Consider the following 23829-nt stretch of genomic DNA (forward strand, 5'->3'; position numbering starts at 1 on the left):
CTCCAGACAGGGGCCTGAGCGCTCAGTCTGCGCTATTTATGCGCAAGGATTTGCGCATGCATCTCCTGCACCGAAATGACTTTTTCGGTTGGATCGGCATTTAGCGCCATTGCCGTTGCGAAGCCACCGTTCAGCGTCGTGTCGTAATGCACCTTATATTGCAGTGCGCTGCGACGAATCAGCTTGGAGTCTTCAATCGCCTGACGACCTGCTGTGGTATTTACGATATAGGCGTACTCACCGTTTTTCAGGCGGTCCTGAATGTGCGGGCGGCCTTCGTGAACCTTATTCACCAAACGCGGGTTAATACCGGCCTCGCCCAGTACCACAGCCGTACCGTGCGTCGCATCCAGTTCAAAACCAAACTTCTGCAACTTCGCCGCGAGGTCAACGATACGTTTCTTGTCGCCTTCACGAACGGACAGCAGCGCACGTCCGGTTTTCTTCATGTTGCTTTGCGCACCCAGCATCGCCTTGGCAAACGCCTCGGCAAAGGTACGGCCCACGCCCATGACTTCCCCGGTTGAACGCATTTCAGGTCCCAGAATCGGGTCAACGCCCTGGAATTTGTTAAACGGCAGCACCACTTCTTTGACAGAGTAGTAAGGTGGAATCACCTCTTTGGTGACGCCCTGCTCCGCCAGCGTTTTGCCTGCCATTACGCGGGCTGCCACTTTTGCCAGCGGAACGCCGGTTGCTTTTGACACGAACGGGACGGTACGCGCCGCACGCGGGTTAACTTCAATCAGGTAAACTTCGTTGTCTTTGACCGCAAACTGTACGTTCATCAGGCCACGCACATTCAGCTCAAACGCCAGTTTTTCAACCTGCTGACGCATGACATTCTGAATATCCTGACTCAAGGTGTAGGCCGGCAGTGAACAGGCCGAGTCACCCGAGTGAACGCCAGCCTGCTCGATATGTTCCATGATACCGCCGATCAGCACGCGCTCACCGTCGCAGATAGCATCCACATCGACTTCGACGGCATCATCCAGGAAGCGATCCAGCAAGACCGGCGCATCGTTGGACACTGACACCGCCGTCTGGAAATAGCGTTTCAGGTCGATTTCGTCGTAGACAATTTCCATGGCGCGTCCGCCCAGGACATAAGAGGGGCGGACCACCAGCGGATAACCAATGCCCGCCGCTTTTTCAACCGCCTGCTCCAGCGTGGTGACGGTGGCGTTAGCTGGCTGCTTCAAACTCAGACGGTCAACCGCCTGCTGAAAACGTTCACGGTCTTCTGCGCGATCAATGGCATCCGGGCTGGTGCCAATGACCGGCACACCTGCCGCTTCCAGCGCGCGAGCCAGTTTCAGTGGCGTTTGTCCACCGTACTGCACGATAACGCCTTTCGGTTTTTCGATGCGCACGATTTCCAGCACGTCTTCCAGCGTGACAGGTTCAAAGTAGAGGCGGTCAGAAGTGTCGTAATCGGTGGACACGGTTTCCGGGTTACAGTTGACCATGATGGTTTCATAGCCATCTTCACGCAGCGCCAGTGCTGCGTGGACACAGCAGTAGTCAAACTCAATGCCCTGACCAATACGGTTTGGTCCACCACCCAGCACCATAATCTTGTCGCGATCCTGATTAGGATGAGCTTCGCACTCTTCTTCATAGGTGGAGTACATATAAGCGGTATCTGTTGCAAATTCCGCCGCACAGGTATCCACGCGCTTATAGACTGGGTGAAGATGATGCTGCTGACGCAGTTTACGAATCTCGCCTTCCGCGACGCCCGCCAGGGCTGCCAGACGTGCGTCGGCAAAACCTTTGCGCTTCAGCGCGCGCAGGAAATCCGCGTTAAGGCCATTGATGCCTTCACGCGCTACCTGCTCTTCCAGGCGAACCAGCTCTTCAATCTGCACCAGGAACCAGCGATCAATATTGGTAAGATTAAATACGCCATCGACCGACATGCCTGCACGGAACGCGTCCGCGATGTACCAGATACGATCCGAACCGGCATCTTTCAGCTCACGACGAATGCGGGTCAACGCTTCCGCATCATCCAGATGCACTTTCGGGTCAAAACCATTAGCTCCCACTTCCAGACCACGCAGTGCTTTCTGCACCGACTCCTGGAAAGTACGGCCAATCGCCATGACTTCACCCACCGATTTCATCTGGGTGGTCAGACGGTCATTCGCACCGGCAAATTTTTCAAAGTTGAAGCGAGGAATTTTTGTCACGACATAATCGATAGACGGCTCGAACGAGGCTGGTGTGCGTCCCCCAGTGATATCGTTCATCAGCTCATCCAGCGTAAAGCCTACCGCAAGTTTCGCGGCCACTTTGGCAATCGGGAATCCGGTGGCCTTCGATGCCAGCGCTGAAGAGCGTGACACACGCGGGTTCATCTCGATGACGATCAGACGGCCATTTTTCGGGTTCACCGCGAACTGGACGTTGGAGCCACCGGTTTCCACGCCGATCTCACGCAGTACCGCCAGCGAGGCGTTACGCATGATCTGGTACTCTTTGTCGGTCAGCGTCTGTGCGGGCGCCACCGTAATGGAGTCACCGGTGTGAATGCCCATGGCGTCAAAGTTTTCGATAGAGCAGACAATGATGCAGTTGTCGTTTTTGTCACGCACAACTTCCATCTCATACTCTTTCCAGCCAATCAGCGATTCGTCGATTAACAGCTCGTTGGTGGGCGAAAGATCGAGTCCGCGTTCGCAGATCTCTTCAAACTCTTCGCGGTTATACGCGATACCGCCACCGGTGCCGCCCATAGTGAACGACGGACGAATAATGCAGGGGAAGCCGACATCGGCAGCCACCGCCAGCGCTTCTTCCATCGTATGTGCGATACCGGAGCGCGCCGTATCCAGACCAATGCTTTTCATCGCCACGTCGAAGCGGCGGCGGTCTTCCGCTTTATCGATCGCATCGGCCGTGGCACCGATCATGGTTACGCCAAACTCGTCAAGAACGCCCTGACGTTCCAGCTCCAGCGCACAGTTCAGCGCCGTCTGGCCGCCCATGGTTGGCAACACCGCATCCGGGCGCTCTTTCTCAATAATCTTACGTACCACTTCCCAGTGAATCGGCTCGATGTAGGTTGCATCGGCCATTTCCGGGTCGGTCATAATGGTCGCCGGGTTCGAGTTCACCAGAATGACGCGGTAACCCTCTTCGCGCAGGGCTTTACAGGCCTGGGCACCGGAATAGTCGAATTCGCAGGCCTGACCGATCACAATCGGACCGGCACCAAGAATCAGGATGGATTTTATATCTGTACGTTTTGGCATGATTAGCTCCTGATTACTTTGCTTTCGAACGGAATGCGTCAATCAACTCGATAAAGTGGTCAAATAACGGTGCGGCATCACCCGGTCCCGGGCTGGCTTCAGGATGGCCCTGGAAGCTGAACGCAGGCTTGTCGGTGCGATGGATACCCTGCACGGTTTTATCAAACAGCGAAATATGCGTTACCCGCAGATTGGCGGGCAGATGGGTTTCATCCACCGCAAAGCCGTGGTTCTGTGCCGTAATCATGACGCGATTGTTATCGAGATCTTTCACCGGGTGGTTACCACCGTGGTGACCCAGCTTCATTTTTACGGTTTTTGCGCCACTGGCCAGTGCCAGCAACTGGTGGCCAAGGCAAATGCCAAACACCGGAATGTCGGTTTTCAGAAAGGCTTCAATCGCCTCAATGGCGTAATCGCAGGGCTCCGGATCACCCGGACCGTTTGACAGGAAGATGCCATCCGGATTCATCGCCAGAACGGTTTCGGCGGGCGTTTTCGCCGGGACAACCGTCAGACGGCAGCCGCGGTCAACCAGCATGCGCAGAATATTGCGCTTAGCGCCATAATCGTAAGCCACAACATGGTAGGGCAGCGCTTCTGCTGACGTCTGCGCAGGTAAATCCCCTTCCAGCGTCCAGCTCCCCTGCAACCAGGTATAGGTTTCTGCCGTTGTCACTTCCTTCGCCAGATCCATCCCTTTCAACCCCGGAAACGCCTGCGCTTTCTGTAAGGCCAGAGCGGCATCCGGATTGTCGCCCGCGATAATGCAGCCATTCTGTGCGCCTTTCTCGCGCAGCAGACGTGTCAGCTTACGTGTATCAATATCGGCAATAGCAACAATGTTATTGCGCTGCAGATAGGCTGACAGGCTCTCTTCGCTGCGGTAGTTGCTGGCAATAAGTGGCAGGTCGCGAATGACAAGACCCTGAGCGTGAATCTGACTGGATTCTTCATCGGCGGGGTTGGCACCAACGTTGCCGATATGGGGATAAGTGAGAGTAACGATTTGACGAGAATAGGAAGGATCAGTGAGGATTTCTTGATAACCAGTCATTGACGTATTGAAAACGACTTCCCCCACTGCCGACCCTGTAGCCCCGATGGCCCGACCGTGGAATTGGGTTCCGTCTTCCAGAACCAAGAGCGCTGACTTAATCAAAACATCCTCCAGGGAATAAACAGTCACAATATCTGCATATTAATTCATAATAATGATCTGAATCAATGCAAAAACGGCCTGAGTGGTCAATTTTTGGCAAATTGCGCGCATTCTAATGATCGCTCTGCTACTTGTCCACCCTGAAGCCACTTTTTTAACATCTTTTCAGGCTCAGAGCGAAAAAAAAGAGGATAAGGGACAAAAACAGGGGCAAACATAATCAAATAATCGTTTGCTCATCGTGGAGAATCATTATTCTGCCTGAGAAGGCTATGAATTTTGACCAAATGGTCAAAATTAACAGGTTTACCGTTAAGATGAAGAGAGAAGAAATAAGTTTATGAGCATTTATACAGAAAAAATAAACAAGAGGCTTATTTTTTACAAAATTAAGGGCAATAATATTATTGCCCTTTTTCAATCAATGAATTAGCGATTGAAATCACCACATCACACAGGTAAAACCCATTACAAACTGGCTAAATCAAGGACATCACGCATATCGTAAAGCCCTTTTTTCTTCGCACTTACCCATAATGCCGCCTTAACCGCGCCATTAGCAAACGTCATACGGCTTGACGCCTTATGAGTAATCTCTACACGCTCTCCGTCATCTGCAAACATGGCCGTGTGTTCGCCGACAATGTCACCGGCTCGCACTGTTGCAAAACCAATGGTTTGAGCCTTACGTTCGCCGGTGTGCCCTTCGCGACTGTAAACGGCATGATCAGCCAGTTTCCAGTCCATGGCGTCGGCAATCGCTTCCCCCATGGCCAGCGCCGTTCCTGAAGGGGCGTCCACTTTGTGACGATGATGCGCTTCGATAATCTCAATATCCGCATAATCGCCCATCACGGTAGCGGCTTTCTCCAGCAGCTTCAGAACCAGATTGACGCCAACGCTGAAGTTCGCCGCAAAGACAATCCCCGTCTCTGTTGCCGCATCACGAATCGCCGCCTTACCGGCTTCGTCAAATCCGGTCGTACCAATAATCATTGCCTTGCGGTGTTCACGGCACAGTGCCAGGTAGGCCAGCGTCCCTTCGGGACGGGTGAAATCGATTAAAACGTCAAAATCATCCATCACAGCACGTAAATCATCGACAACGGGAACGTCCAGTTTGCCCACGCCCGCCAGTTCACCAGCATCGGTGCCGATTAATGACGAGCCCGGACGTGCCAGTGCCGCGCCCAGATCCACGCCGTTGGCATGAACGACCGCCTGAATCAGGTTACGGCCCATGCGTCCCGGCGCACCCACGATGGCAATGCGGATATTCTTCATATTTATTCATTCCTAAAACAAAACTATGCATGCAAGCGCAATCAGGTTAACCATGAGATAACAACTGCGCCACTTTTTCTCGGGGATAATAAGAATTTTTATGCCAGGCGAAGGCGATTATCAGTAAAAGCAATTTCACCTCGTCGTTGGCCGGGCGGCGGATAGCAAAAAGGCCGAACAGAGTCGGCCTTTTTGCTACTACAGGTTTGTTGTCACTGCACGTTGCGGACATCAACCCGCAACTCTTTGGGGACTTCAAACACGATATTTTCTTCCCGCCCTTCCAGGACTCTGGCTTCGCCGCCACCTAACGCCTGCAGACGGCTGATGACATTCTGCACCAGAATATCCGGTGCCGATGCACCCGCGGTGACGCCAACACAGCGGGCCGCGGCGATCCATTCGGGCTGGATATCCTCTGCATCGTCGATCAGATAAGCCGCTTTACCCATGCGCTGCGCCAGTTCGGCCAGACGGTTAGAGTTTGACGAGTTTTTAGATCCGACTACCAGCACGACATCCGCCTCTTCAGCGAGTGCCCTTACCGCTTCCTGCCGGTTTGTCGTGGCATAGCAGATATCATCTTTACGTGGGCCGACAATTTTCGGGAAACGGGCACGCAACGCATCAATCACTTCAGAGGTATCATCGACCGACAGCGTGGTTTGCGTCATGAAAGACAGCCGGTCATGATCTTTAACGTCCAGTTTCCAGACGTCATCTGGGGACTCCACCAGATACATGCCGCCCTTGGGGTTATTGTACTGCCCCATGGTGCCTTCGACTTCCGGGTGCCCGGCGTGACCAATCAGCACCGACTCTTCGCCCCGGCGGCTGGCGCGCGCGACTTCCATGTGCACCTTGGTCACCAGGGGGCAGGTCGCATCAAAGACCGTGAGATCACGGCTTTTCGCTTCGTTACGTACCGCCTGAGAAACGCCATGGGCAGAGAAAATCAGGATAGCACCATCCGGCACTTCGCTGATTTGCTCAATAAAAATTGCGCCGCGCTGGCGCAGGCTGTCCACCACGTAGCGGTTATGTACCACTTCATGACGCACATAGACCGGCGCACCAAACAGCGTCAGTGCGTTTTCAACAATGCTGATGGCGCGATCGACGCCAGCACAAAAACCACGTGGATTAGCCAGCAGAATTTGCATGGTTCGCCTCCAGTACCGGATCGATTTCCAGCACCTCAATGTCAAACTGAACGCGATGGCCTGCCAGCGGATGGTTAAAATCAACGGTGATTGAATCACCATTGATTTCGCGAATCACGCCCGGCATTTCACTGCCGCCCATGCCGGTAAACAGCATAATAGCCCCAATCTCAGGCTCGCCCGCTTCATTAAAGTCGCGACGCGAAAAGTACTGGATCAGATCAGGACTGACACCGCCAAACGCCTCTTCCGGTGCCAGTGAGAACTGATGTTTATCCCCGGCTTTTAAGCCCAGCAGTGCCTGTTCCAGCGCGCCGGACAGGCTACCGTCACCCAGACGAAACAGCGCAGGTTTACCGCTGGCGCGGGTGGATTCCGCCACTGAGCCATCTTCCAGCTTCAGAACGAAATGCAACAACACCGCGCTGTCGCGCTGTACAGACTCAGTCATGGTTTACCCTTTTTTAACCTGCTTGCTGGACGGATTAAAAAACCCTTCCAGCACCACCAACGCCGCACCGATACAGATGCCGCAGTCAGCGATATTAAATGTAGCAAAGTGCCAGTTACCGATATAGAAATCGATAAAATCCACCACGAAGCCATGATACGCACGATCAAACAGATTACCGACAGCGCCGCCGATAATGAGCGCATAAGCACTGTTGGCGATCTTCTGTTGAGCGCTGTTGCGATACATCATCACCAGCAGCGACACCACAATCGCCAGCGCAATACCGGCGAAGAACCAGCGCTGCCAGCCGCCTTTATCCGCGAGGAAACTGAACGCCGCGCCGTAATTGTGCGCGTAAAACAGGTTAAGGAACGGCATCAGCGGCTGCGTTTCATGCAGCATCATGTTGTTCATTACCCACTGCTTGCTGACAAAATCAACAACGATAACAACCAGCACCAGCCACAGCCAGCGCAATCCGGTGGAGAAAACAGGTCTACTCATCAGGCAAACTTACGCTCTTCACCGTTTCCGGCTACGTTAGTGTAACAGCGACCGCACACCGCAGCGTGCTCAGGGTTCTGACCGACGTCAGTAGTGTAGTGCCAGCAGCGCGGACATTTCTCGCCTTCGGCTTTGTGCAGGCCGATTTTCAGACCTTTTACCAGTTCACTTTGCTGCGCATCAGCGTTAGCCTGAGCGTAGTCGGCAACCTCAGCACCGGAGGTCAGCAGCACAAAGCGCAGCTCATCACCCAGCGCCTTCAGCTTCGCCGCCAGCTCGGCATCAGCATACAGCGTGACAGAGGCTTCCAGCGCGCCACCAATGCGTTTATCGCTACGTGCCTGCTCAATCACCTTGTTCACTTCACCGCGCACTTTAAGCAGTTCAGCCCAGTACGCATCGTTCAGCGCTTCGTTTTCAGGCAGACCAAACAGGCCGGTGTACCACTCTTCAGTGAACACATACTTCGCGCGCTCGCCCGGCAAATAGCCCCAGATCTCATCAGCTGTGAAAGACATGATCGGCGCCATCCAGCGCACCAGCGCTTCCACAATGTGCCACAGCGCAGACTGACAGCTACGGCGCGCCAGGCTGTCACCTTTCGCGGTGTACTGACGGTCTTTGATGATATCCAGATAGAAGGAGCCCATCTCAATGGAGCAGAACTGCATCAGGCGCTGAATCACTTCGTGAAAATCGTAGTGCTCGTAGGAAGCCACGATATCCGCCTGCGCCGCCTGCGCACGTCCTACCGCCCAGCGATCGACCACCACCATCTCTTCGGGTTTAACCAGATCGGTGGCCGGATTAAAGCCGCTCAGGTTCGCTAACAGGAAACGCGCCGTGTTACGGATACGACGATAGGCATCGGCAGAGCGCTTCAGGATTTCGTCAGAAACGGCCATTTCGCCCGAGTAATCGGTCGAAGCAACCCACAGGCGCAGAATGTCTGCCCCGAGCTTATCCATCACATCCTGCGGCGCAACGGTATTACCAATGGATTTGGACATTTTGCGGCCCTGACCATCAACGGTAAAGCCATGCGTCAGCACCTGACGATAAGGCGCTTTGCCTTTCATCGCTGTCGAGATCATGAGCGAGGACATAAACCAGCCACGGTGCTGATCCGATCCTTCCAGATACATATCCGGCGTATTACCGCCAAATTCCGGGCGCGCATCCACGACGGAATAGCTGGTCGATCCTGAATCGAACCAGACGTCCAGCGTATCCGGCACCTTCACATAGTTGTCGGCATCATCGCCCATCAGATCGCGGGGATCGAGATCCCACCATGCCTGAATACCGTCCTGCTCAACGCGCTGCGCCACTTTTTCCATCAACGACAGAGTGTCCGGGTGCAGTTCTTCGGTCTCTTTATGGACGAACAGCGCCATTGGGACGCCCCAGGTACGCTGACGGGAAATACACCAGTCAGGACGGTTGGCGACCATGGATTCAATACGCGCCTGACCCCAGTCCGGGATCCACTGAACGCCTTTAATCTCTTTCAGGGACTGCGCGCGCAGACCTTTCTGATCCATGCTGATAAACCACTGCGGGGTAGCACGGAAGATGATCGGGGTTTTATGGCGCCAGCAGTGCGGATAGCTGTGCAGCAGTTTTTCAACATGCAGCAACGCGCCCTTCTCTTTCAGCAGTTCAACGATCAACTCGTTTGCTTTAAAGACGTTAATGCCGTCAAGTCCGGGATAGGTACCGGGCAGGTAGGCGCCATCAGGCCCAACCGGATTCGCCGTTTCCAGACCGTATTTCTGACCAATCACATAGTCATCCGGACCGTGACCCGGTGCTGTGTGAACCGCACCGGTACCGGCATCCAGCGTCACGTGATCGCCCAGAACCACCTTCGACTGGATCTGCGCCAGGAAAGGGTGCTGGAACAGTTGAAGCTCCAGTGCTGCGCCCTGGCAGGTGCCCAGCACAGTCCAGTGGCTGACGCCCGCGCGTTTCATGACGCTCTCAACCAGATCCTTCGCCAGGATCAGGCTGCGGCCCTCAATCTGCAACAGCTGATAGTCAAATTCGGGGTGCAGAGAGATGCCGCGGTTAGCAGGCATGGTCCACGGCGTGGTTGTCCAGATGACCAGCGAAACGGGGCCTTCTGAGGCCGTTACTCCAAATGCCGCACGCACGGCATCCGCATCCACGGCATTAAACATGACATCGATGGAGGGCGACGTTTTGTCATAATACTCAACTTCCGCTTCCGCCAGCGCAGAGCGGCAATCCATGCACCAGTGCACCGGCTTGGCGCCTTTGTGCAGGTGGCCATTACCGATGATTTTGCCCAGCGCACGAATGATATTCGCTTCGGTCGTGAAATCCATCGTCAGGTAAGGACGATCCCAGTCGCCCAGCACGCCCAGACGAATAAAGTCGGCTTTCTGTCCTTCAACCTGTTCGGCCGCGTATTTACGGCAGGCTTCGCGGAATTCGGCGGCGGTGACTTTCTCGCCCGGCTTACCGATCATCTGCTCAACTTTGTGCTCGATAGGCAAACCGTGACAGTCCCAGCCCGGCACATACGGTGAATCGTAGCCCGCCATGCCTTTCGACTTGACGATAATGTCTTTCAGAATCTTGTTAACAGAGTGACCAATATGAATGCTGCCGTTCGCATAAGGAGGGCCATCATGCAGGATAAAGGTTTTTTTCCCTTTTTTGGCTTCGCGGATGATGCCGTAAAGATTGTCATCATACCAACGCTGCAGCATTCCCGGTTCGCGTTTGGCCAGATCGCCACGCATGGGGAACCCCGTTTCCGGCAAATTCAGGGTAGATTTATAGTCACTCATCAGATTCTCGATTCCGTTTTTTGCTCAGGTTACAGGCCAAAAAATTGTCGGGCCGTTACCGTGTCTTTCGCAATTTGCTCTTTCAACGCGTCCAGTGAAGCAAAGCGCTGCTCGTTTCGTATTTTCTGCTTCAATACCACATCAATGTGGCGACCATAGAGATCCATATTGATGTCCAACAGGTGAACTTCAAGCTGTTGGCGTAAACCTTTTACTGTCGGGCGCGTGCCAATGTTGGCGACGCCGGGCAGGGGGTTCGGCCCCAGGCCCTCAACTTCTACCGCATACACGCCTTTGACCGGCGAGACGCAGCGGCGTAAAGGGAGATTGGCAGTAGGGAATCCCAGCGTGCGTCCCAGTGCATCACCGTGCACCACGCGCCCTGAGATACTGAAAGGATGGCCCAACAGCGACTGCGCCAGCGCCAGATTGTCCTCAGCCAGCGCCTGACGCACCGCCGTGCTGCTGATGCGTTTACCGCCGTCGCAAAACGTTTCTGTGCTGACGACGTCGAAACCGTATTCTACTCCGGCTTTCTGTAATAGCAGGAAATCCCCCTGCCGACCAGCGCCAAAGCGGAAATCATCCCCAACGGCCAGGTAGTTCACGCCCAGTTTGCTCACCAGCAATTCGCTAATAAAACTTTGCGCCGAGAGTGCGGCGAAGCGATGGTCGAACCGCACGCACAGCACATAATCCACGCCGATTTCTGCCAGGTACCTGAGTTTTTCGCGCAGGCGGGTCAGTCTGGCAGGGGCATTGCCACCGGCAAACAGCTCCAGCGGCTGAGGTTCAAACACCATCACCATGACCGGCAATTGACGTTTCCGGCCTTCTTCCATCAACCGCCCCATCAGCGCCTGATGGCCGCGGTGCACACCATCGAAATTACCAATGGTCAGAACGCAGCCGTGATGCTGCGCATTAAGATTATGAATACCGCGGATAAACTTCATGGCTGACTCAAACCGGTGGAAATCGGCGGATTATACCCTCGAAAGCCGCCGAGGTTAACCCGTGAACACGCCTTTCATGCGTAACAGGCCGTATTTACCGGCACGCAGAGCCACAAAGAGAATTTTGTTGCGAAATACTGTATTCAGGACACAGAAGCTGGTAGAATCTTGCGCCATCAAATACGTAACCGAGTGTCGTGCAGGTTATCACTTGTGAACGACGCTTATTTGCACAAATCCATTGACAACAGAAGGTCCAAAAGGCATAGTCCTCGGCCTTTGATTTGTCTCTATCGAACATATTTGGGAGTTGGACCTTGGCTAATATCAAATCAGCTAAGAAACGTGCCGTAACATCTGAGAAACGTCGCAAGCATAACGCAAGCCGTCGCTCTATGATGCGTACCTTCGTTAAGAAAGTATACGCGGCGATCGCTTCAGGCGACAAAGCTGCTGCGCAGAATGCATTTAATGAAATGCAACCAATCGTGGACCGTCAGGCTGCTAAAGGTCTGATCCACAAAAACAAAGCTGCACGTTATAAAGCAAACCTGACTGCACAGATCAACAAACTGGCTTAATCGCCTTTTGTTTATCGCTTTGTTGAAAGAACCGGCTCTGAGCCGGTTTTTTTATGTCTGCGATTCACCGCTGACCTTCCTCTTTCCCGCTTCCTTGCCGGACAGCCCGCGCAGATGGCGAACCGCTTCAAAGCTCGCCTTTCTGTGACAACGGATAGCCCATGGACGACGGGAAAACGCTATCAGGCATAAGCGGTAGGTGCCCATAATTCAGCCTGTGCCGTCCCGATCCGATATCTGCCCTTTTCGCGTTATCCCCGTACGCAAAAAGGTAATCTGTTATGTTCGCCCTGGCTGCATAACCGCGTCGGGGAAGGCAAAAGGAGGCTTACGCCTCCTTTCGTTTAACGCAGTTTATATCGCAATAACGTGTAACCCAGTACGGCCGAGAGCAGTGAACCGCTCAGAATCCCCAGCTTCGAGAATGTCACCAGCTGTTCATGAGCCGCATCAAAAGCCAGCGAGCTGATAAAGATCGACATCGTAAAACCAATGCCGCACAGCACGCCAATCGCCATGATATCGCGCAACGTCGTGCCATTGGGCAGCACCGCCAGCCTCAGCGTCACCGCCAGCCAACAGAACAGGGTAATCCCCAATGGCTTACCGATCAGCAGGCCAAGGATGATGCCCAGCGGCTCGGGTGACAGCACATCGCCAAAGGTAATCCCCGTCAGGGAAATCCCGGCGTTGGCGAAGGCAAACAGCGGCAGAATCAGCCAGTTCACCCAGGGCATCAAGCCATGCGCCAGATGTTCAGCCGGCGAGTGACCGTCTTTCTCTTCCAGCGGGACAAAGAAGCCGACGACGACGCCCGCAAGCGTTGCATGGACGCCGGACTTCAGTACCGCAGTCCACAGCACCAGCCCAACCAGCATATAAACGGCGATATTACGCACGTTACACCGGTTCAGGATGGCCAGCACGACAATGGCTCCTACCGCCACGCTGAGGGACGTGACTGAGAGATCGCTGGTATAGAACAGCGCGATAATGATAATCGCCCCCAGGTCATCGATAATTGCCAGCGCCATCAAAAAAACTTTCAGGGCCGTCGGGACACGGCTGCCCAGCAGGGCCAGCACGCCCAGCGCAAAAGCGATATCCGTCGCGGTGGGAATGGCCCAGCCATTGCGGGCGATCTCATCCCCGTGATTAAACAGTAAAAACAGGATGGCAGGCGCCGCCATTCCCCCTAAGGCGGCAATAACCGGGAAGACGGCCCGATCGCGGCTGGCCAGTTCACCCGAGATGAGTTCACGCTTCACCTCCAGACCAATCAGCAGGAAGAACAGCGCCATCAGGGCGTCATTGATCCATAACAACAGGTTTTTGCTGATATCCAGCTCACCGAAGCGAATCTGCACCGGTGTCTCCAGCAGCGCCTGGTAGCCCTGAGCGGTGGACGCACTGTTCGCGAGAACCATCGCCACCACGGCAGCCAGAATTAACACCATACCGTTGCTGGCATCACTCTCAATAAAACTTTTAATTAAATGCCTGATACGACGAGGTTTTGACAAAATGCACTCCTCCTGAGCGGAAAACACAATGCTGAGCAGTGTAACGATTCACTGAACCTGATAAAAAGCTAATTTATCCGCTTTTACGTAATGTCGACATTTTGGCGACAGCAAAGAGAAGAAGGAAAGCAGGCAAGAGAAGGCAGGGCCCTAAGTAACGGCGTACCTCCGCCCTGGTGCTGGCATAAAAAAAGCGGAGAATGTCCTCTCCGCTTTAGTGACATACGTCCGTGCGATTAACGGGTTAAATCGTCAAAAAACTTTTTCACGCCGTCAAAGAAGCTTTTGGAACGCGGGCTGTTGTGCTCGCCGCTGGGTCCACCAAAGCTCTCTTCCAGTTCACGCAGCAGCGCTTTTTGCTTGTCATTCAGACTGACCGGGGTTTCCACCACGACACGGCACAGCAGGTCACCTACCGCACCACCGCGCACCGATTTCACACCGCGACCGCGCATGCGGAACAGCTTACCGGTCTGAGTCTCTGCCGGTACCTTCAGCTTCACGCGTCCGTCCAGGGTAGGCACTTCAATCTCACCGCCCAGCGCCGCCATGGCAAAGTTGATCGGCACTTCGCAGTAGAGGTTGTTCTCTTCACGTTCAAAGATTGGGTGTTTTTTCACCGTCACCTGAACGTACAGATCGCCCGCGGGTGCGCCCTGCTCACCGGCTTCACCTTCACCGCTCAACCGAATACGGTCACCCGTGTCGACGCCCGCCGGAATTTTCACCGACAGCGTTTTGGATTTCTCGACGCGGCCATGACCATGACAGGCGTTGCACGGATCTTTGATCACCGAACCCCGGCCATGACAGGTTGGACAGGCCTGCTGCACGGTGAAGAAGCCCTGGCGCATTTGCACCTGGCCTGCGCCATGACAGGTTGAACAGGTTTGCGGTTTGGTCCCCGCTTTGGCACCGCTGCCGTGGCAGACATCGCACTCTTCTAACGTCGGAATACGGATCTCTTTGGTCACGCCGCGAACCGCTTCTTCCAGCGTCAGCTCCATGTTGTAGCGCAAATCTGAACCACGGGCTGCGCGCTGACGGCGGCCACCACCAAAGATGTCACCGAAAACGTCGCCAAAGATATCGCTGAAATCTGCACCGCCGCCGCCAAAGCCGCCGCCGAATCCACCTCCGCCCATACCGCCTTGTTCAAAGGCGGCATGACCGTACTGATCGTAGGCCGCGCGCTTCTGGGCGTCCGTTAAGATTTCGTAGGCTTCTTTTGCTTCTTTAAACTTGGTTTCGGCGTCTTTATCGCCTGGATTACGGTCCGGGTGATATTTCATCGCCAGGCGTTTGTACGCCTTTTTGATTTCACGCTCGTCTGCAGATTTGGCGACGCCTAAAATCTCGTAGTAATCACTCTTCGCCATTTATTTAGCCCTTAACATGATCGCACGGGCGTGGAGAAAACTCCTACGCCCGTGCTGGTTTCAACGGCTGTCAGGGCAACCGTCGCGCCCGGTCAGGGGCAATTATTTCTTATTGTCTTTTACTTCTTCGAATTCAGCATCGACCACATCGTCATCTTTCTTCGCTGACGCATCGTGGGCATCCGCTGCACCCGCCTGAGACTGCTGTGCGGCTTCCATCAGTTTGCTGGAAACTTCCATCAGCGCCTGCATTTTGGCATCGATCTCTGCTTTATCTTCGCCTTTCAGCGCCGTTTCCAGCGCGCTCAGCGCCGCTTCGATTGGGGCTTTGTCATCCGCTGACAGTTTGTCGCCCGCTTCATCCAGCTGCTTACGTGTGCTGTGAGCGATCTGGTCACCCTGGTTGCGGGTCTGCACCAGCTCTTCGAACTTACGGTCAGATTCCGCGTTCGCTTCAGCATCACGCACCATTTTCGCAATCTCGTCCTCGTTCAGGCCGGAAGACGCTTTAATGGTGATCTTCTGCTCTTTACCGCTGTTTTTGTCCTTCGCTGATACGTGCAGGATACCATCCGCATCGATGTCGAAGGTCACTTCGATCTGCGGCATACCGCGTGGCGCAGGCTGAATGCCGTCCAGGTTAAACTGGCCCAGTGACTTGTTGTCGCTGGCACGCTTACGCTCACCCTGCAGCACGTGAATCGTTACCGCAGACTGGTTGTCTTCTGCCGTCGAGAACACCTGGCTGTGCTTGGTTGGGATGGTGGTGTTCTTGCTGATCAGCGAAGTCATCACGCCGCCCATGGTTTCGATACCCAGTGACAGCGGAGTCACGTCCAGCAGCAGAACGTCTTTCACGTCGCCACCTAACACACCGCCCTGTACCGCAGCACCGACCGCCACCGCTTCATCCGGGTTCACGTCTTTACGTGGCTCTTTGCCAAAGAACTCAGTCACTTTAGCCTGAACCAGTGGCATACGTGTCTGACCACCCACCAGGATAACGTCGTTGATGTCCGAAACGGACAGGCCCGCATCCTGCAGTGCGACTTTCAGCGGCTCGATAGAGCGCGCAACCAGATCTTCAACTAACGACTCCAGTTTAGAACGAGTCACTTTGATGTTCAGGTGCTTAGGACCGGTAGCATCCGCCGTAATGTACGGCAGGTTAACATCGGTCTGCTGCGCAGAAGACAGCTCGATCTTGGCTTTCTCGGCGGCTTCTTTCAGACGCTGCATCGCCAGTGGATCGTTGTGCAGATCGATGCCCTGGTCTTTCTTAAATTCTGCCACCAGGTAGTTGATCAGGCGGCTGTCGAAGTCTTCACCACCCAGGTGCGTATCACCGTTGGTTGCCAGAACTTCGAAGGTTTTTTCGCCATCAACGTCGTCGATTTCGATGATAGAGATATCGAAGGTACCGCCACCCAGGTCATAAACTGCGATGGTGCGGTTGCCCTGGCCTTTATCCAGGCCGTACGCCAGCGCTGCTGCCGTCGGTTCGTTGATGATACGTTTGACTTCCAGACCTGCGATACGGCCAGCATCTTTGGTTGCCTGACGCTGAGCATCGTTGAAGTAAGCCGGAACGGTGATAACCGCTTCAGTTACGGGCTCACCCAGGAAATCTTCAGCCGTTTTCTTCATTTTTTTCAGCACTTCCGCAGAAATCTGCGGCGGTGCCATTTTCTGGCCTTTCACTTCCAGCCATGCGTCGCCGTTATCAGCACCCACAATTTTGTAAGGCATGATTTTGATATCACGCTGTACTTCTTCGTCCTGGAAGCGACGGCCAATCAGACGCTTGATCGCAAACAGGGTATTCTGCGGGTTGGTCACAGCCTGACGTTTAGCCGGTTGTCCGACCAGAGTTTCACCATCCTGTGTGTAAGCGATGATCGAAGGCGTGGTGCGATCGCCTTCGGCGTTCTCAAGCACACGCGCTTTGGTGCCGTCCATGACCGCAACACAAGAGTTGGTTGTACCCAGGTCAATACCAATAATCTTACCCATCTAAACATCTCCCACTTAAATTCGTTGCCAGTTTGGGTTGTGAACCTTTTATGTGGGCAGGTTGATGACATTCAACCCGACCTCACATGCTTTTTTTTCCAACGTCCACAACGCTCGATGACAAGTAAATGGGGTCGCTTAGAAGCGCATCAAGGGTTAAATGAAAAAAAATTTTCAACGGCCGCTCAGGCTGCCTTAACCAAGATAATAAACTGACGCGCTCCCTGACGAGAGTGCGGCAAAATGCCGCCTCGAAACAGTCCACGTTTCGGTTCTGTTCATCCATACAATGGGCAGTCCGGGTACGGTACGCTTTTATCTGGCGCAGGGCGCGGCGGCGAGCATCAGACTGCACGCCGCGACTGGCAAAGAAAAAGAAAGCGCGGAGCCGGGCTCCGCGTACAGGGTTCAGGCCTGATTGATGCCTTCACTCAGGCAAGGCTCGTGGCTGATATCCTGTCTCAGCCAGACGCTGACGATCAGTCCCACCAGCGCCAGCGCCATGACATACCAGCCAGGCGCCAGGGGAGACACATTCATTAGCAATGTTACGCAAATCGGCGTCAGCCCGCCAAACACCGCATAGGAAAGGTTGTAGGAAAAAGACAGGCCGGTGAAGCGAACCTCGGCGGGGAACGCGCGCACCATGACAAAGGGCACAATCCCGACAACACCCACGCTAAGACCTGCCAGCCCGTAAAGCAAAAACAGGTAATCGGGATGCTGCGGTGCCAGCGAATAGAACAGCCCGCTGCACAGTGCGAGCAATACGCTTCCTGTGCTTAATGTCCGGCTGGTACCGAAGCGGTCCACCAGCAGTCCGGATACGATACAGCCCACACACAGCATAATAATCGCAATGCTGTTGGCTTTTAAGGTCAGCGCCGGCGCCATTCCATGCTGTTTCTGCAACCAGAGCGGTGCCATCAAAATCACCACAACGATACAGGCCGACAGCATCCAGGTCAGCAGAATTGAAATCGCTACCGATTTTCGATGTTTCATGACCACGGTTTTCAGCGGCAGTTCCTGCGCCAGCGTTTTGCGCTGCTGCATCTCCACGAAAACCGGCGTTTCATGCAGCCAGCGGCGTAAATACATGGCGCCTAAGCCAAACGCCCCGCCCAGAAAGAAAGGAATGCGCCAGCCGCCATCGTGAATCGCCTGTTGCGTCAGCGTTGTATTAATTAAGGTTGCCACCACCGATCCCAACAGGATGCCAATCGTCAGTCCGGCGGTCAGCGTGCCGCAGGCGATACCAATGCGTTTGTAAGGCACATGCTCCGCCACAAACACCCATGCACCAGGCACTTCACCACCGATAGCCGCCCCCTGCAGCATGCGCAGAAGCAGCATCAACAGCGGCGCGGCAAGACCAATCGACGACCAGGTGGGCAACGCGCCCATTGCCAGGGTGGGTAAGGCCATCAGCAATATGCTCAGGCTGAACATTTTTTTACGGCCCACTTTGTCGCCAAAGTGCGCCATGATGATGCCACCAAGCGGACGCGCCAGATAACCCGCGGCAAAAATGGCGAACGTCTGTAACTGACGAAGCCAGTCGGGGATATCGGCGGGAAAGAAGAGTTCACCGATAACGGCGGCGAAAAAAACGAAGATGATAAAGTCGTAAAATTCCAGCGCGCCACCCAGCGCAGCCAGTGCCAGCGTTTTATAGTCCTGAGGTTTCAGGCGCGGCGTCTCAAGTGTGGTCATAGGCGTCCAGAGATAAAGAGAACGGTTGTAAAGCTGTGCTTACTATACCGTCAATTTATCACCACACCAGCCAGGCTGTAGCTTATTCCTGAAAAGCAGAATATTTAGTTATTTATCTCACGTATAGCGCTTTTTGGGCGAAAAGCTGCTACGCATTCCGCGTGGGTTTCGACATAAGGTCCGTCGAGCAACTGTAAACAATAAGGTACAGCTGCAAAAATTCCTGGGACCAGGACGTTGCCCTGCGCGTCTTTCAGCCCCTCCAGCGTTTCTTTAATGGATTTCGGCTGACCGGGCAGGTTAAGGATCAGGGATTGTTTACGAATCACGCCCACCTGGCGCGATAGAATCGCGGTCGGCACAAACTTCAGGCTGATTTGCCGCATCTGCTCGCCAAATCCTGGCATCTCGCGATCGGCCACCGCTAACGTCGCATCCGGCGTCACATCACGACGTGCCGGACCGGTTCCACCGGTGGTCAGCACCAGATGACAGAAGCGTTCGTCCACCAGCTCGCAAATGGCCTGCTCAATCATGGGCTGCTCATCCGGGACCAGTCGCGTTTCCAGTTCAAAAGGCGTGCTGATCGCACCGCTCAGCCAGGCTTCCAGAGCCGGAATGCCCTGATCCTGATAAATGCCGTTCGCTGCGCGATCGGAAACCGAGATCAATCCGATACGTAATGTGTTCATGATGTTGTTCGCTGTGGTTTACCGCAGTGCGGTGATAAGGAAAGGACGTAGTGAAAAGAATAACAAACCGTGACGGAAAGGGAAAACCGTGGCGACGGTGCCGCCACGGTGAACGATTACAGCATTTCTGCCAGCATCTTCTCAAGTTTGCCCTGGTCGATGGCAAAGTTGCGGATACCTTCCGCCAGCTTGGTCACCGCCATCGGATCCTGGTTGTGCTGCCACAGGAACTCTGACTCGGTCATTTTCTCCGGACGCGCTTTCACTTCACCGCTGTAGCTCAGCTTACGCTCCAGCGAGCCCTCGCTTTCAGCCAGCTCCTTCAGCAGCGCAGGTGAAATGGTCAGACGGTCACAGCCAGCCAGCTCAATGATTTCACCGACGTTACGGAAGCTTGCCCCCATAACCACCGTTTCATAACCGTGTTGCTTGTAGTAGTTATAGATTTCAGAGACGGATACCACGCCTGGATCTTCGTGTGGCGCGTACTCTTTTTTGTCGGTGTTCGCTTTGTACCAGTCGAGGATACGGCCTACAAAAGGCGAAATCAGATACACGCCCGCTTCCGCACAGGCACGCGCCTGGGCGAAGGAGAACAGCAGCGTCAGGTTACAGTTGATGCCTTCTTTTTCCAGCTGTTCTGCTGCACGAATACCCTGCCAGGTTGACGCCAGTTTGATCAGGATACGATCGTTGCTGATACCGGCATCGTTATAGAGTTTGATCAGGCTGCGTGCCTTGGCAATGCTGGCTTCTGTGTCGTAAGAAAGACGCGCATCCACTTCGGTCGAAATGCGGCCCGGGACCAGTTTAAGGATTTCCAGACCAATGTTTACGGCCAGTTTGTCAGAGACCAGTTGCAGTTGTTGCTCTTTATCGTTGCTCTGCTGACGTGCCCACGCGATCGCTTCATCAATCAGTTTACGGTATTCAGGGATTTGAGCAGCGTTAAGAATCAGAGAAGGGTTGGTGGTGGCATCCTGGGGTTGATACAGCTTCATCGCTGCGATATCACCGGTGTCGGCCACTACGGTGGTCAGTTGACGCAGGGAGGTCAGTTTGTCCGTCATGTTCTTTTCTCTTAGTTAACTGTCAGGGTGATAAAAGGCTGTTGGGATAATATCACGCGGCAACGGCGGTGCAAGGTCGGGGAATGCCGTTTACGATAGCGCGAACGAATGGGAGTGATTTGCCGATCCTTGCGGCTTTTTTGCTACACTCGCAGCAACAATGACTGGCTCTCCCCTTTCTGAAAGGGACTTACTGAGGACGCGACGATGTTGATGGTGATCTCGCCCGCCAAAACGCTGGATTATGAAAGCCCCCTGGCCACGCAGCACTTTACCCAACCTGCCCTGTTAGAAAAGTCACAACAGTTGATTCAGATTGCGCGTACGCTGTCGCCTGCGCAGATCGCGTCATTAATGAGTATCAGCGATAAACTGGCCCATCTGAACGCCGAACGTTTCAACAGCTGGCATCCCGACTTCAGCCTGGATAATGCCCGTCAGGCTATTCTGGCGTTCAAAGGCGATGTCTACACCGGTTTGCAGGCTGAAACCTTTAGCGAACACGATTTCGACTTTGCGCAGCAACATCTGCGGATGCTGTCGGGCTTATACGGTTTACTGCGTCCGCTGGATCTGATGCAGCCGTATCGCCTGGAGATGGGCATCAAGCTGGCGAATCCGGCAGGCCAGGATCTTTACAGCTTCTGGGGCGACCTGCTCACTGAAAAACTGAATGAAGCCCTTGCCCGCCAGGGCGATGACGTGTTGATTAATCTGGCGTCAGACGAATACTTCAAAGCGATCAAACCGAAAAAACTGCAGGCGCGCCTGATCAAGCCGGTGTTTCTGGATGAGAAAAACGGCAAGTATAAAGTCATCAGTTTCTATGCGAAGAAGGCCCGGGGATTGATGAGCCGCTTTATTATTCAGCAGCGCCTGACCCAACCTGAGCAGTTAACCCGGTTTGACCTTGAGGGTTATCGGTTTGCAGCAGAGGAAAGCAGAGACAACGAACTGGTGTTTAAACGCGCCGAACAGTAAACCTGCCCGACGCGCGACTGAATGCAGGAAGGTGGCACGAGCCACCTTTCTTTTATTTCAGCAAAAAGGCACGCAGTGAGGCAAAATCTGCCTTCATGGTATGCGACAGCAACGGCAGATCGGCACGCTCTGCCAGTTCAGTCGGCAGCGCCAGCTTCTGCTCCAGAATACTTTCCACGCTATCCAGGAACTTCGCCGGGTGCGCCGTGCCAAGGAATAAGCCGTACTCGCCGTCCTGTAACTGGTCACGCAGCAAGCGCCAGGCAATCGCCGCGTGCGGCTCTGATACGTAACCCAGTTTCGCCAGATCACGCATCGCTTCGCGCGTCACCGCGTCGGATACCGCGCCGTAGGCTAAATCACTCAGGCGCCAGGTTTTGCGACGGAACAGCTCCTCAACGCGCGGCCAGTTATTCGGCTGGCTCACATCCATGGCGTTCGACAATGTCGCGACGGTCGCGTTAGGCTGCCATTCGCCGTTGCCAAGAAAGCGTGGCACCGTGTCATTGGCATTCGTTGCCGCAATAAACCGCTTGATCGGCAGCCCAAGTGACTTCGCCAGCAGACCTGCCGTCAAATCACCAAAGTTGCCACTTGGTACAGAGACGACCAGTTGATTACGTTTTTCCTGCGGCAGCTGCGCGACGGCTTCAAAGTAATAACAAATCTGCGCCAGCAGACGGCTGATATTAATGGAGTTGGCTGAGTTCAGGCCGATAGCTTTCTTCAGTTCCTGATCATCAAAGGCCTGTTTGACCAATGCCTGGCAGGCATCAAAATCGCCGTCAATCGCAATGGTTTCGATGTTGCCGCCCAGCGTACAGAACAATTTCTCCTGCAACGGGCTGATTTTGCCCTGCGGATACAGGATCACGACGCGCACATTTTCCATGCCGTAAAACGCATGGGCGACGGCGGCACCGGTATCGCCAGAGGTTGCCGTCAGAATCGTGATCTGCTCATCTGAACCACTTACATAGGACAGCATCTGCGCCATAAAACGGCCGCCAAAGTCTTTGAACGCCAGGGTTGGGCCGTGGAACAGTTCAAGACAGGCGACATCATCGGTCACCGCTTTGATCGGTGCCGGAAAGGTAAAGGCCGTTTTCAGGCGTTCGGTCAGATGCGCCGCCGGCACTTCGTCGCCAATATAGGCAGAGAGGATTTTGCTGCTGCGTGTAACAAAATCCATCTCCAGCATGGCATCGATGTCGGTCAGTTCAAATTCAGGCAGCTCAAGCGGGAAAAACAGCCCTTGCTGTGAACCCAGACCTTGTTTCACCGCCTGGGCGAAGCTGACCTGCTCGTTATGATCCTTAAGATTGTAGAGTTTCATGCGTTATCCCAGTTTACGTGCGCCAGCCGTATCAAGACGGCAGATATGGACGAAGCCTTCATCGTTCTGCAGATAGTGCTGGCTCAGCCAGTCGGCCATCTGCTGTGCCGTTTCCATCTGGTTGCAAATGGCAAAGAGCGTGGGGCCAGAGCCCGAAATACCGCAGGCCAGCGCCCCGATATCCTGAGCAGCCTGACGTGCCTGGGCAAAGCCCGGTAACAGCTGAGTCCGGTACGGCTCAGCAATCACATCCTGCATCAGTTTAGCCGCCAGCGCGGGTTGGCGCGTATGGCAGGCGTGAATGAATCCGGCCAGCAGTCGGCCGTGCTTGATGCAGTCCTGCTTCGCGTACTGCGCCGGTAAAATCGCCCGCGCCTCCGCTGTTGACACTTTGATGCCCGGATAGGCCATCACCCACAGCCAGTCGTCAAAGCCTGGCACCGCCTGGGTAATGATCCCATTTTCCTCGATCATCAGTTGAATACCGCCAAGGAAGCACGGCGCGACATTATCGTAATGTACGCTACCGGAAATGCGCCCTTCCAGCTCCCCCATTAACGTCAGGAGCTGGTTGTCATCCAGCGGTTTGCCACAAAATTCGTTCATGGCCATCAGACCCGCAACCACGGAACAGGCGCTGGAGCCCAGCCCCGAGCCTATAGGCATGTTTTTTTCCAGCGTGATCGCCACCGGCACGCTTTTGCCAATGGCTTCGCAGAACCGCTCCCAGCACTGATAAACGATATTCTCTTTAGGATCGCTGGGCAGTTTGCTGACAAAGCGGCCAGTATTGCTCAGGCTAAAGCTGTCGGCCGCCTCGACCGAGACGCAATCTCCCAGCAATGAACCATCCACTGGCGAGACCGCCGCGCCCAGCACATCAAAGCCCACGCTGACATTGCCTATTGAGGCCGGCGCATGAATTTTTACCAT

The 23829-nt window shown here is 54.4% G+C and carries 18 protein-coding genes; 2 read left to right on the plus strand and 16 right to left on the minus strand.

Features of this window, described 5'->3' with window-relative positions; genetic code table 11:
- Window positions 1-32: 32 nt before the first annotated feature.
- The 8 genes from carB to ribF all read right to left on the minus strand — a co-directional run bounded on the left by carB (window position 33) and on the right by ribF (window position 11605).
- Window positions 33-3263, minus strand: a complete 3231-nt coding sequence (carB, locus tag C1N59_RS16825; RefSeq protein ID WP_006117641.1) for a carbamoyl-phosphate synthase large subunit — start codon at window positions 3261-3263, stop codon at window positions 33-35.
- Window positions 3264-3276: 13 nt separating this feature from the next.
- Entirely contained in the window at window positions 3277-4425 is a 1149-nt protein-coding gene (gene carA / locus C1N59_RS16830) for a glutamine-hydrolyzing carbamoyl-phosphate synthase small subunit (protein WP_006117640.1), read from the minus strand.
- A gap of 468 nt (window positions 4426-4893) precedes the next feature.
- Complete coding sequence (gene dapB / locus C1N59_RS16835) at window positions 4894-5709, minus strand: 4-hydroxy-tetrahydrodipicolinate reductase (RefSeq protein ID WP_033740228.1); 816 nt, start codon at window positions 5707-5709, stop codon at window positions 4894-4896.
- Between the two features lie 212 nt (window positions 5710-5921).
- Entirely contained in the window at window positions 5922-6872 is a 951-nt protein-coding gene (gene ispH / locus C1N59_RS16840; RefSeq protein WP_054634514.1) for a 4-hydroxy-3-methylbut-2-enyl diphosphate reductase, read from the minus strand.
- Window positions 6853-7323 (minus strand): FKBP-type peptidyl-prolyl cis-trans isomerase, encoded by a 471-nt coding sequence (fkpB, locus tag C1N59_RS16845; RefSeq protein WP_033740226.1) that lies wholly within the window; start codon window positions 7321-7323, stop codon window positions 6853-6855. Before fkpB ends, ispH begins: the two co-directional genes overlap by 20 nt.
- 3 nt (window positions 7324-7326) lie before the next feature.
- Window positions 7327-7830: a signal peptidase II gene (lspA, locus tag C1N59_RS16850; protein ID WP_006117636.1), complete on the minus strand. Its 504-nt coding sequence runs from the start codon at window positions 7828-7830 to the stop codon at window positions 7327-7329.
- Window positions 7830-10649 carry an isoleucine--tRNA ligase gene (gene ileS / locus C1N59_RS16855; protein ID WP_394549909.1) on the minus strand — a complete coding sequence of 940 codons (2820 nt, stop codon included), beginning with the start codon at window positions 10647-10649 and terminating at the stop codon, window positions 7830-7832. The genes lspA and ileS overlap by 1 nt, the downstream gene beginning before the upstream one ends.
- Window positions 10650-10678: 29 nt before the next feature.
- Complete coding sequence (gene ribF / locus C1N59_RS16860; RefSeq protein ID WP_394549910.1) at window positions 10679-11605, minus strand: bifunctional riboflavin kinase/FAD synthetase; 927 nt, start codon at window positions 11603-11605, stop codon at window positions 10679-10681.
- A gap of 317 nt (window positions 11606-11922) precedes the next feature.
- Between ribF and rpsT the strand changes: the two genes are divergently transcribed.
- A complete protein-coding gene (rpsT, locus tag C1N59_RS16865) occupies window positions 11923-12186 on the plus strand; it encodes a 30S ribosomal protein S20 (RefSeq protein ID WP_006117633.1) in 264 nt (87 codons plus the stop codon).
- Window positions 12187-12530: 344 nt separating this feature from the next.
- Here rpsT and nhaA read toward each other — a convergent pair whose 3' ends face one another.
- The 6 genes from nhaA to tal all read right to left on the minus strand — a co-directional run bounded on the left by nhaA (window position 12531) and on the right by tal (window position 20579).
- Window positions 12531-13709: a Na+/H+ antiporter NhaA gene (gene nhaA, locus C1N59_RS16870; protein ID WP_006117632.1), complete on the minus strand. Its 1179-nt coding sequence runs from the start codon at window positions 13707-13709 to the stop codon at window positions 12531-12533.
- A 236-nt stretch (window positions 13710-13945) separates the two neighbouring features.
- Window positions 13946-15088: a molecular chaperone DnaJ gene (gene dnaJ, locus C1N59_RS16875; protein WP_006117631.1), complete on the minus strand. Its 1143-nt coding sequence runs from the start codon at window positions 15086-15088 to the stop codon at window positions 13946-13948.
- A 102-nt stretch (window positions 15089-15190) separates the two neighbouring features.
- Window positions 15191-17101, minus strand: coding sequence for a molecular chaperone DnaK (dnaK, locus tag C1N59_RS16880; protein WP_039338776.1), 1911 nt, complete (start codon window positions 17099-17101; stop codon window positions 15191-15193).
- A 408-nt stretch (window positions 17102-17509) separates the two neighbouring features.
- Complete coding sequence (locus C1N59_RS16885) at window positions 17510-18817, minus strand: MFS transporter (protein WP_394549911.1); 1308 nt, start codon at window positions 18815-18817, stop codon at window positions 17510-17512.
- 104 nt (window positions 18818-18921) lie between these two features.
- Window positions 18922-19509 (minus strand): molybdopterin adenylyltransferase, encoded by a 588-nt coding sequence (mog, locus tag C1N59_RS16890; protein ID WP_006117627.1) that lies wholly within the window; start codon window positions 19507-19509, stop codon window positions 18922-18924.
- Between the two features lie 116 nt (window positions 19510-19625).
- Window positions 19626-20579 (minus strand): transaldolase, encoded by a 954-nt coding sequence (tal, locus tag C1N59_RS16895; protein ID WP_006117626.1) that lies wholly within the window; start codon window positions 20577-20579, stop codon window positions 19626-19628.
- 207 nt (window positions 20580-20786) lie between these two features.
- Here tal and yaaA point away from each other — a divergent pair, with 207 nt between their 5' ends.
- Window positions 20787-21560 carry a peroxide stress protein YaaA gene (gene yaaA / locus C1N59_RS16900; RefSeq protein WP_054634518.1) on the plus strand — a complete coding sequence of 258 codons (774 nt, stop codon included), beginning with the start codon at window positions 20787-20789 and terminating at the stop codon, window positions 21558-21560.
- A 52-nt stretch (window positions 21561-21612) separates the two neighbouring features.
- Here the strand turns inward: yaaA and thrC are convergent, their stop codons facing one another.
- The gene (gene thrC / locus C1N59_RS16905) at window positions 21613-22896 is read right to left on the minus strand and encodes a threonine synthase (RefSeq protein WP_394549912.1); all 1284 of its coding nucleotides are present in this window, start codon (window positions 22894-22896) and stop codon (window positions 21613-21615) included.
- A gap of 3 nt (window positions 22897-22899) precedes the next feature.
- Window positions 22900-23829: a homoserine kinase gene (gene thrB / locus C1N59_RS16910; RefSeq protein WP_006117623.1), complete on the minus strand. Its 930-nt coding sequence runs from the start codon at window positions 23827-23829 to the stop codon at window positions 22900-22902.

The sequence above is a fragment of the Pantoea sp. SGAir0183 genome, from assembly GCF_043545505.1.

Excerpts from the sequence above, each read along its gene's own strand:
- carB (WP_006117641.1), bottom strand. The coding sequence starts at position 3,263 with ATGCCAAAACGTACAGATATAAAATCCATCCTGATTCTTGGTGCCGGT.
- dapB (WP_033740228.1), bottom strand. The coding sequence starts at position 5,709 with ATGAAGAATATCCGCATTGCCATCGTGGGTGCGCCGGGACGCATGGGC.
- ispH (WP_054634514.1), bottom strand. The coding sequence starts at position 6,872 with ATGCAAATTCTGCTGGCTAATCCACGTGGTTTTTGTGCTGGCGTCGAT.
- fkpB (WP_033740226.1), bottom strand. The coding sequence starts at position 7,323 with ATGACTGAGTCTGTACAGCGCGACAGCGCGGTGTTGTTGCATTTCGTT.
- lspA (WP_006117636.1), bottom strand. The coding sequence starts at position 7,830 with ATGAGTAGACCTGTTTTCTCCACCGGATTGCGCTGGCTGTGGCTGGTG.
- ileS (WP_394549909.1), bottom strand. The coding sequence starts at position 10,649 with ATGAGTGACTATAAATCTACCCTGAATTTGCCGGAAACGGGGTTCCCC.
- ribF (WP_394549910.1), bottom strand. The coding sequence starts at position 11,605 with ATGAAGTTTATCCGCGGTATTCATAATCTTAATGCGCAGCATCACGGC.
- dnaJ (WP_006117631.1), bottom strand. The coding sequence starts at position 15,088 with ATGGCGAAGAGTGATTACTACGAGATTTTAGGCGTCGCCAAATCTGCA.
- dnaK (WP_039338776.1), bottom strand. The coding sequence starts at position 17,101 with ATGGGTAAGATTATTGGTATTGACCTGGGTACAACCAACTCTTGTGTT.
- C1N59_RS16885 (WP_394549911.1), bottom strand. The coding sequence starts at position 18,817 with ATGACCACACTTGAGACGCCGCGCCTGAAACCTCAGGACTATAAAACG.
- mog (WP_006117627.1), bottom strand. The coding sequence starts at position 19,509 with ATGAACACATTACGTATCGGATTGATCTCGGTTTCCGATCGCGCAGCG.
- tal (WP_006117626.1), bottom strand. The coding sequence starts at position 20,579 with ATGACGGACAAACTGACCTCCCTGCGTCAACTGACCACCGTAGTGGCC.
- yaaA (WP_054634518.1), top strand. The coding sequence starts at position 20,787 with ATGTTGATGGTGATCTCGCCCGCCAAAACGCTGGATTATGAAAGCCCC.
- thrC (WP_394549912.1), bottom strand. The coding sequence starts at position 22,896 with ATGAAACTCTACAATCTTAAGGATCATAACGAGCAGGTCAGCTTCGCC.
- thrB (WP_006117623.1), bottom strand. The coding sequence starts at position 23,829 with ATGGTAAAAATTCATGCGCCGGCCTCAATAGGCAATGTCAGCGTGGGC.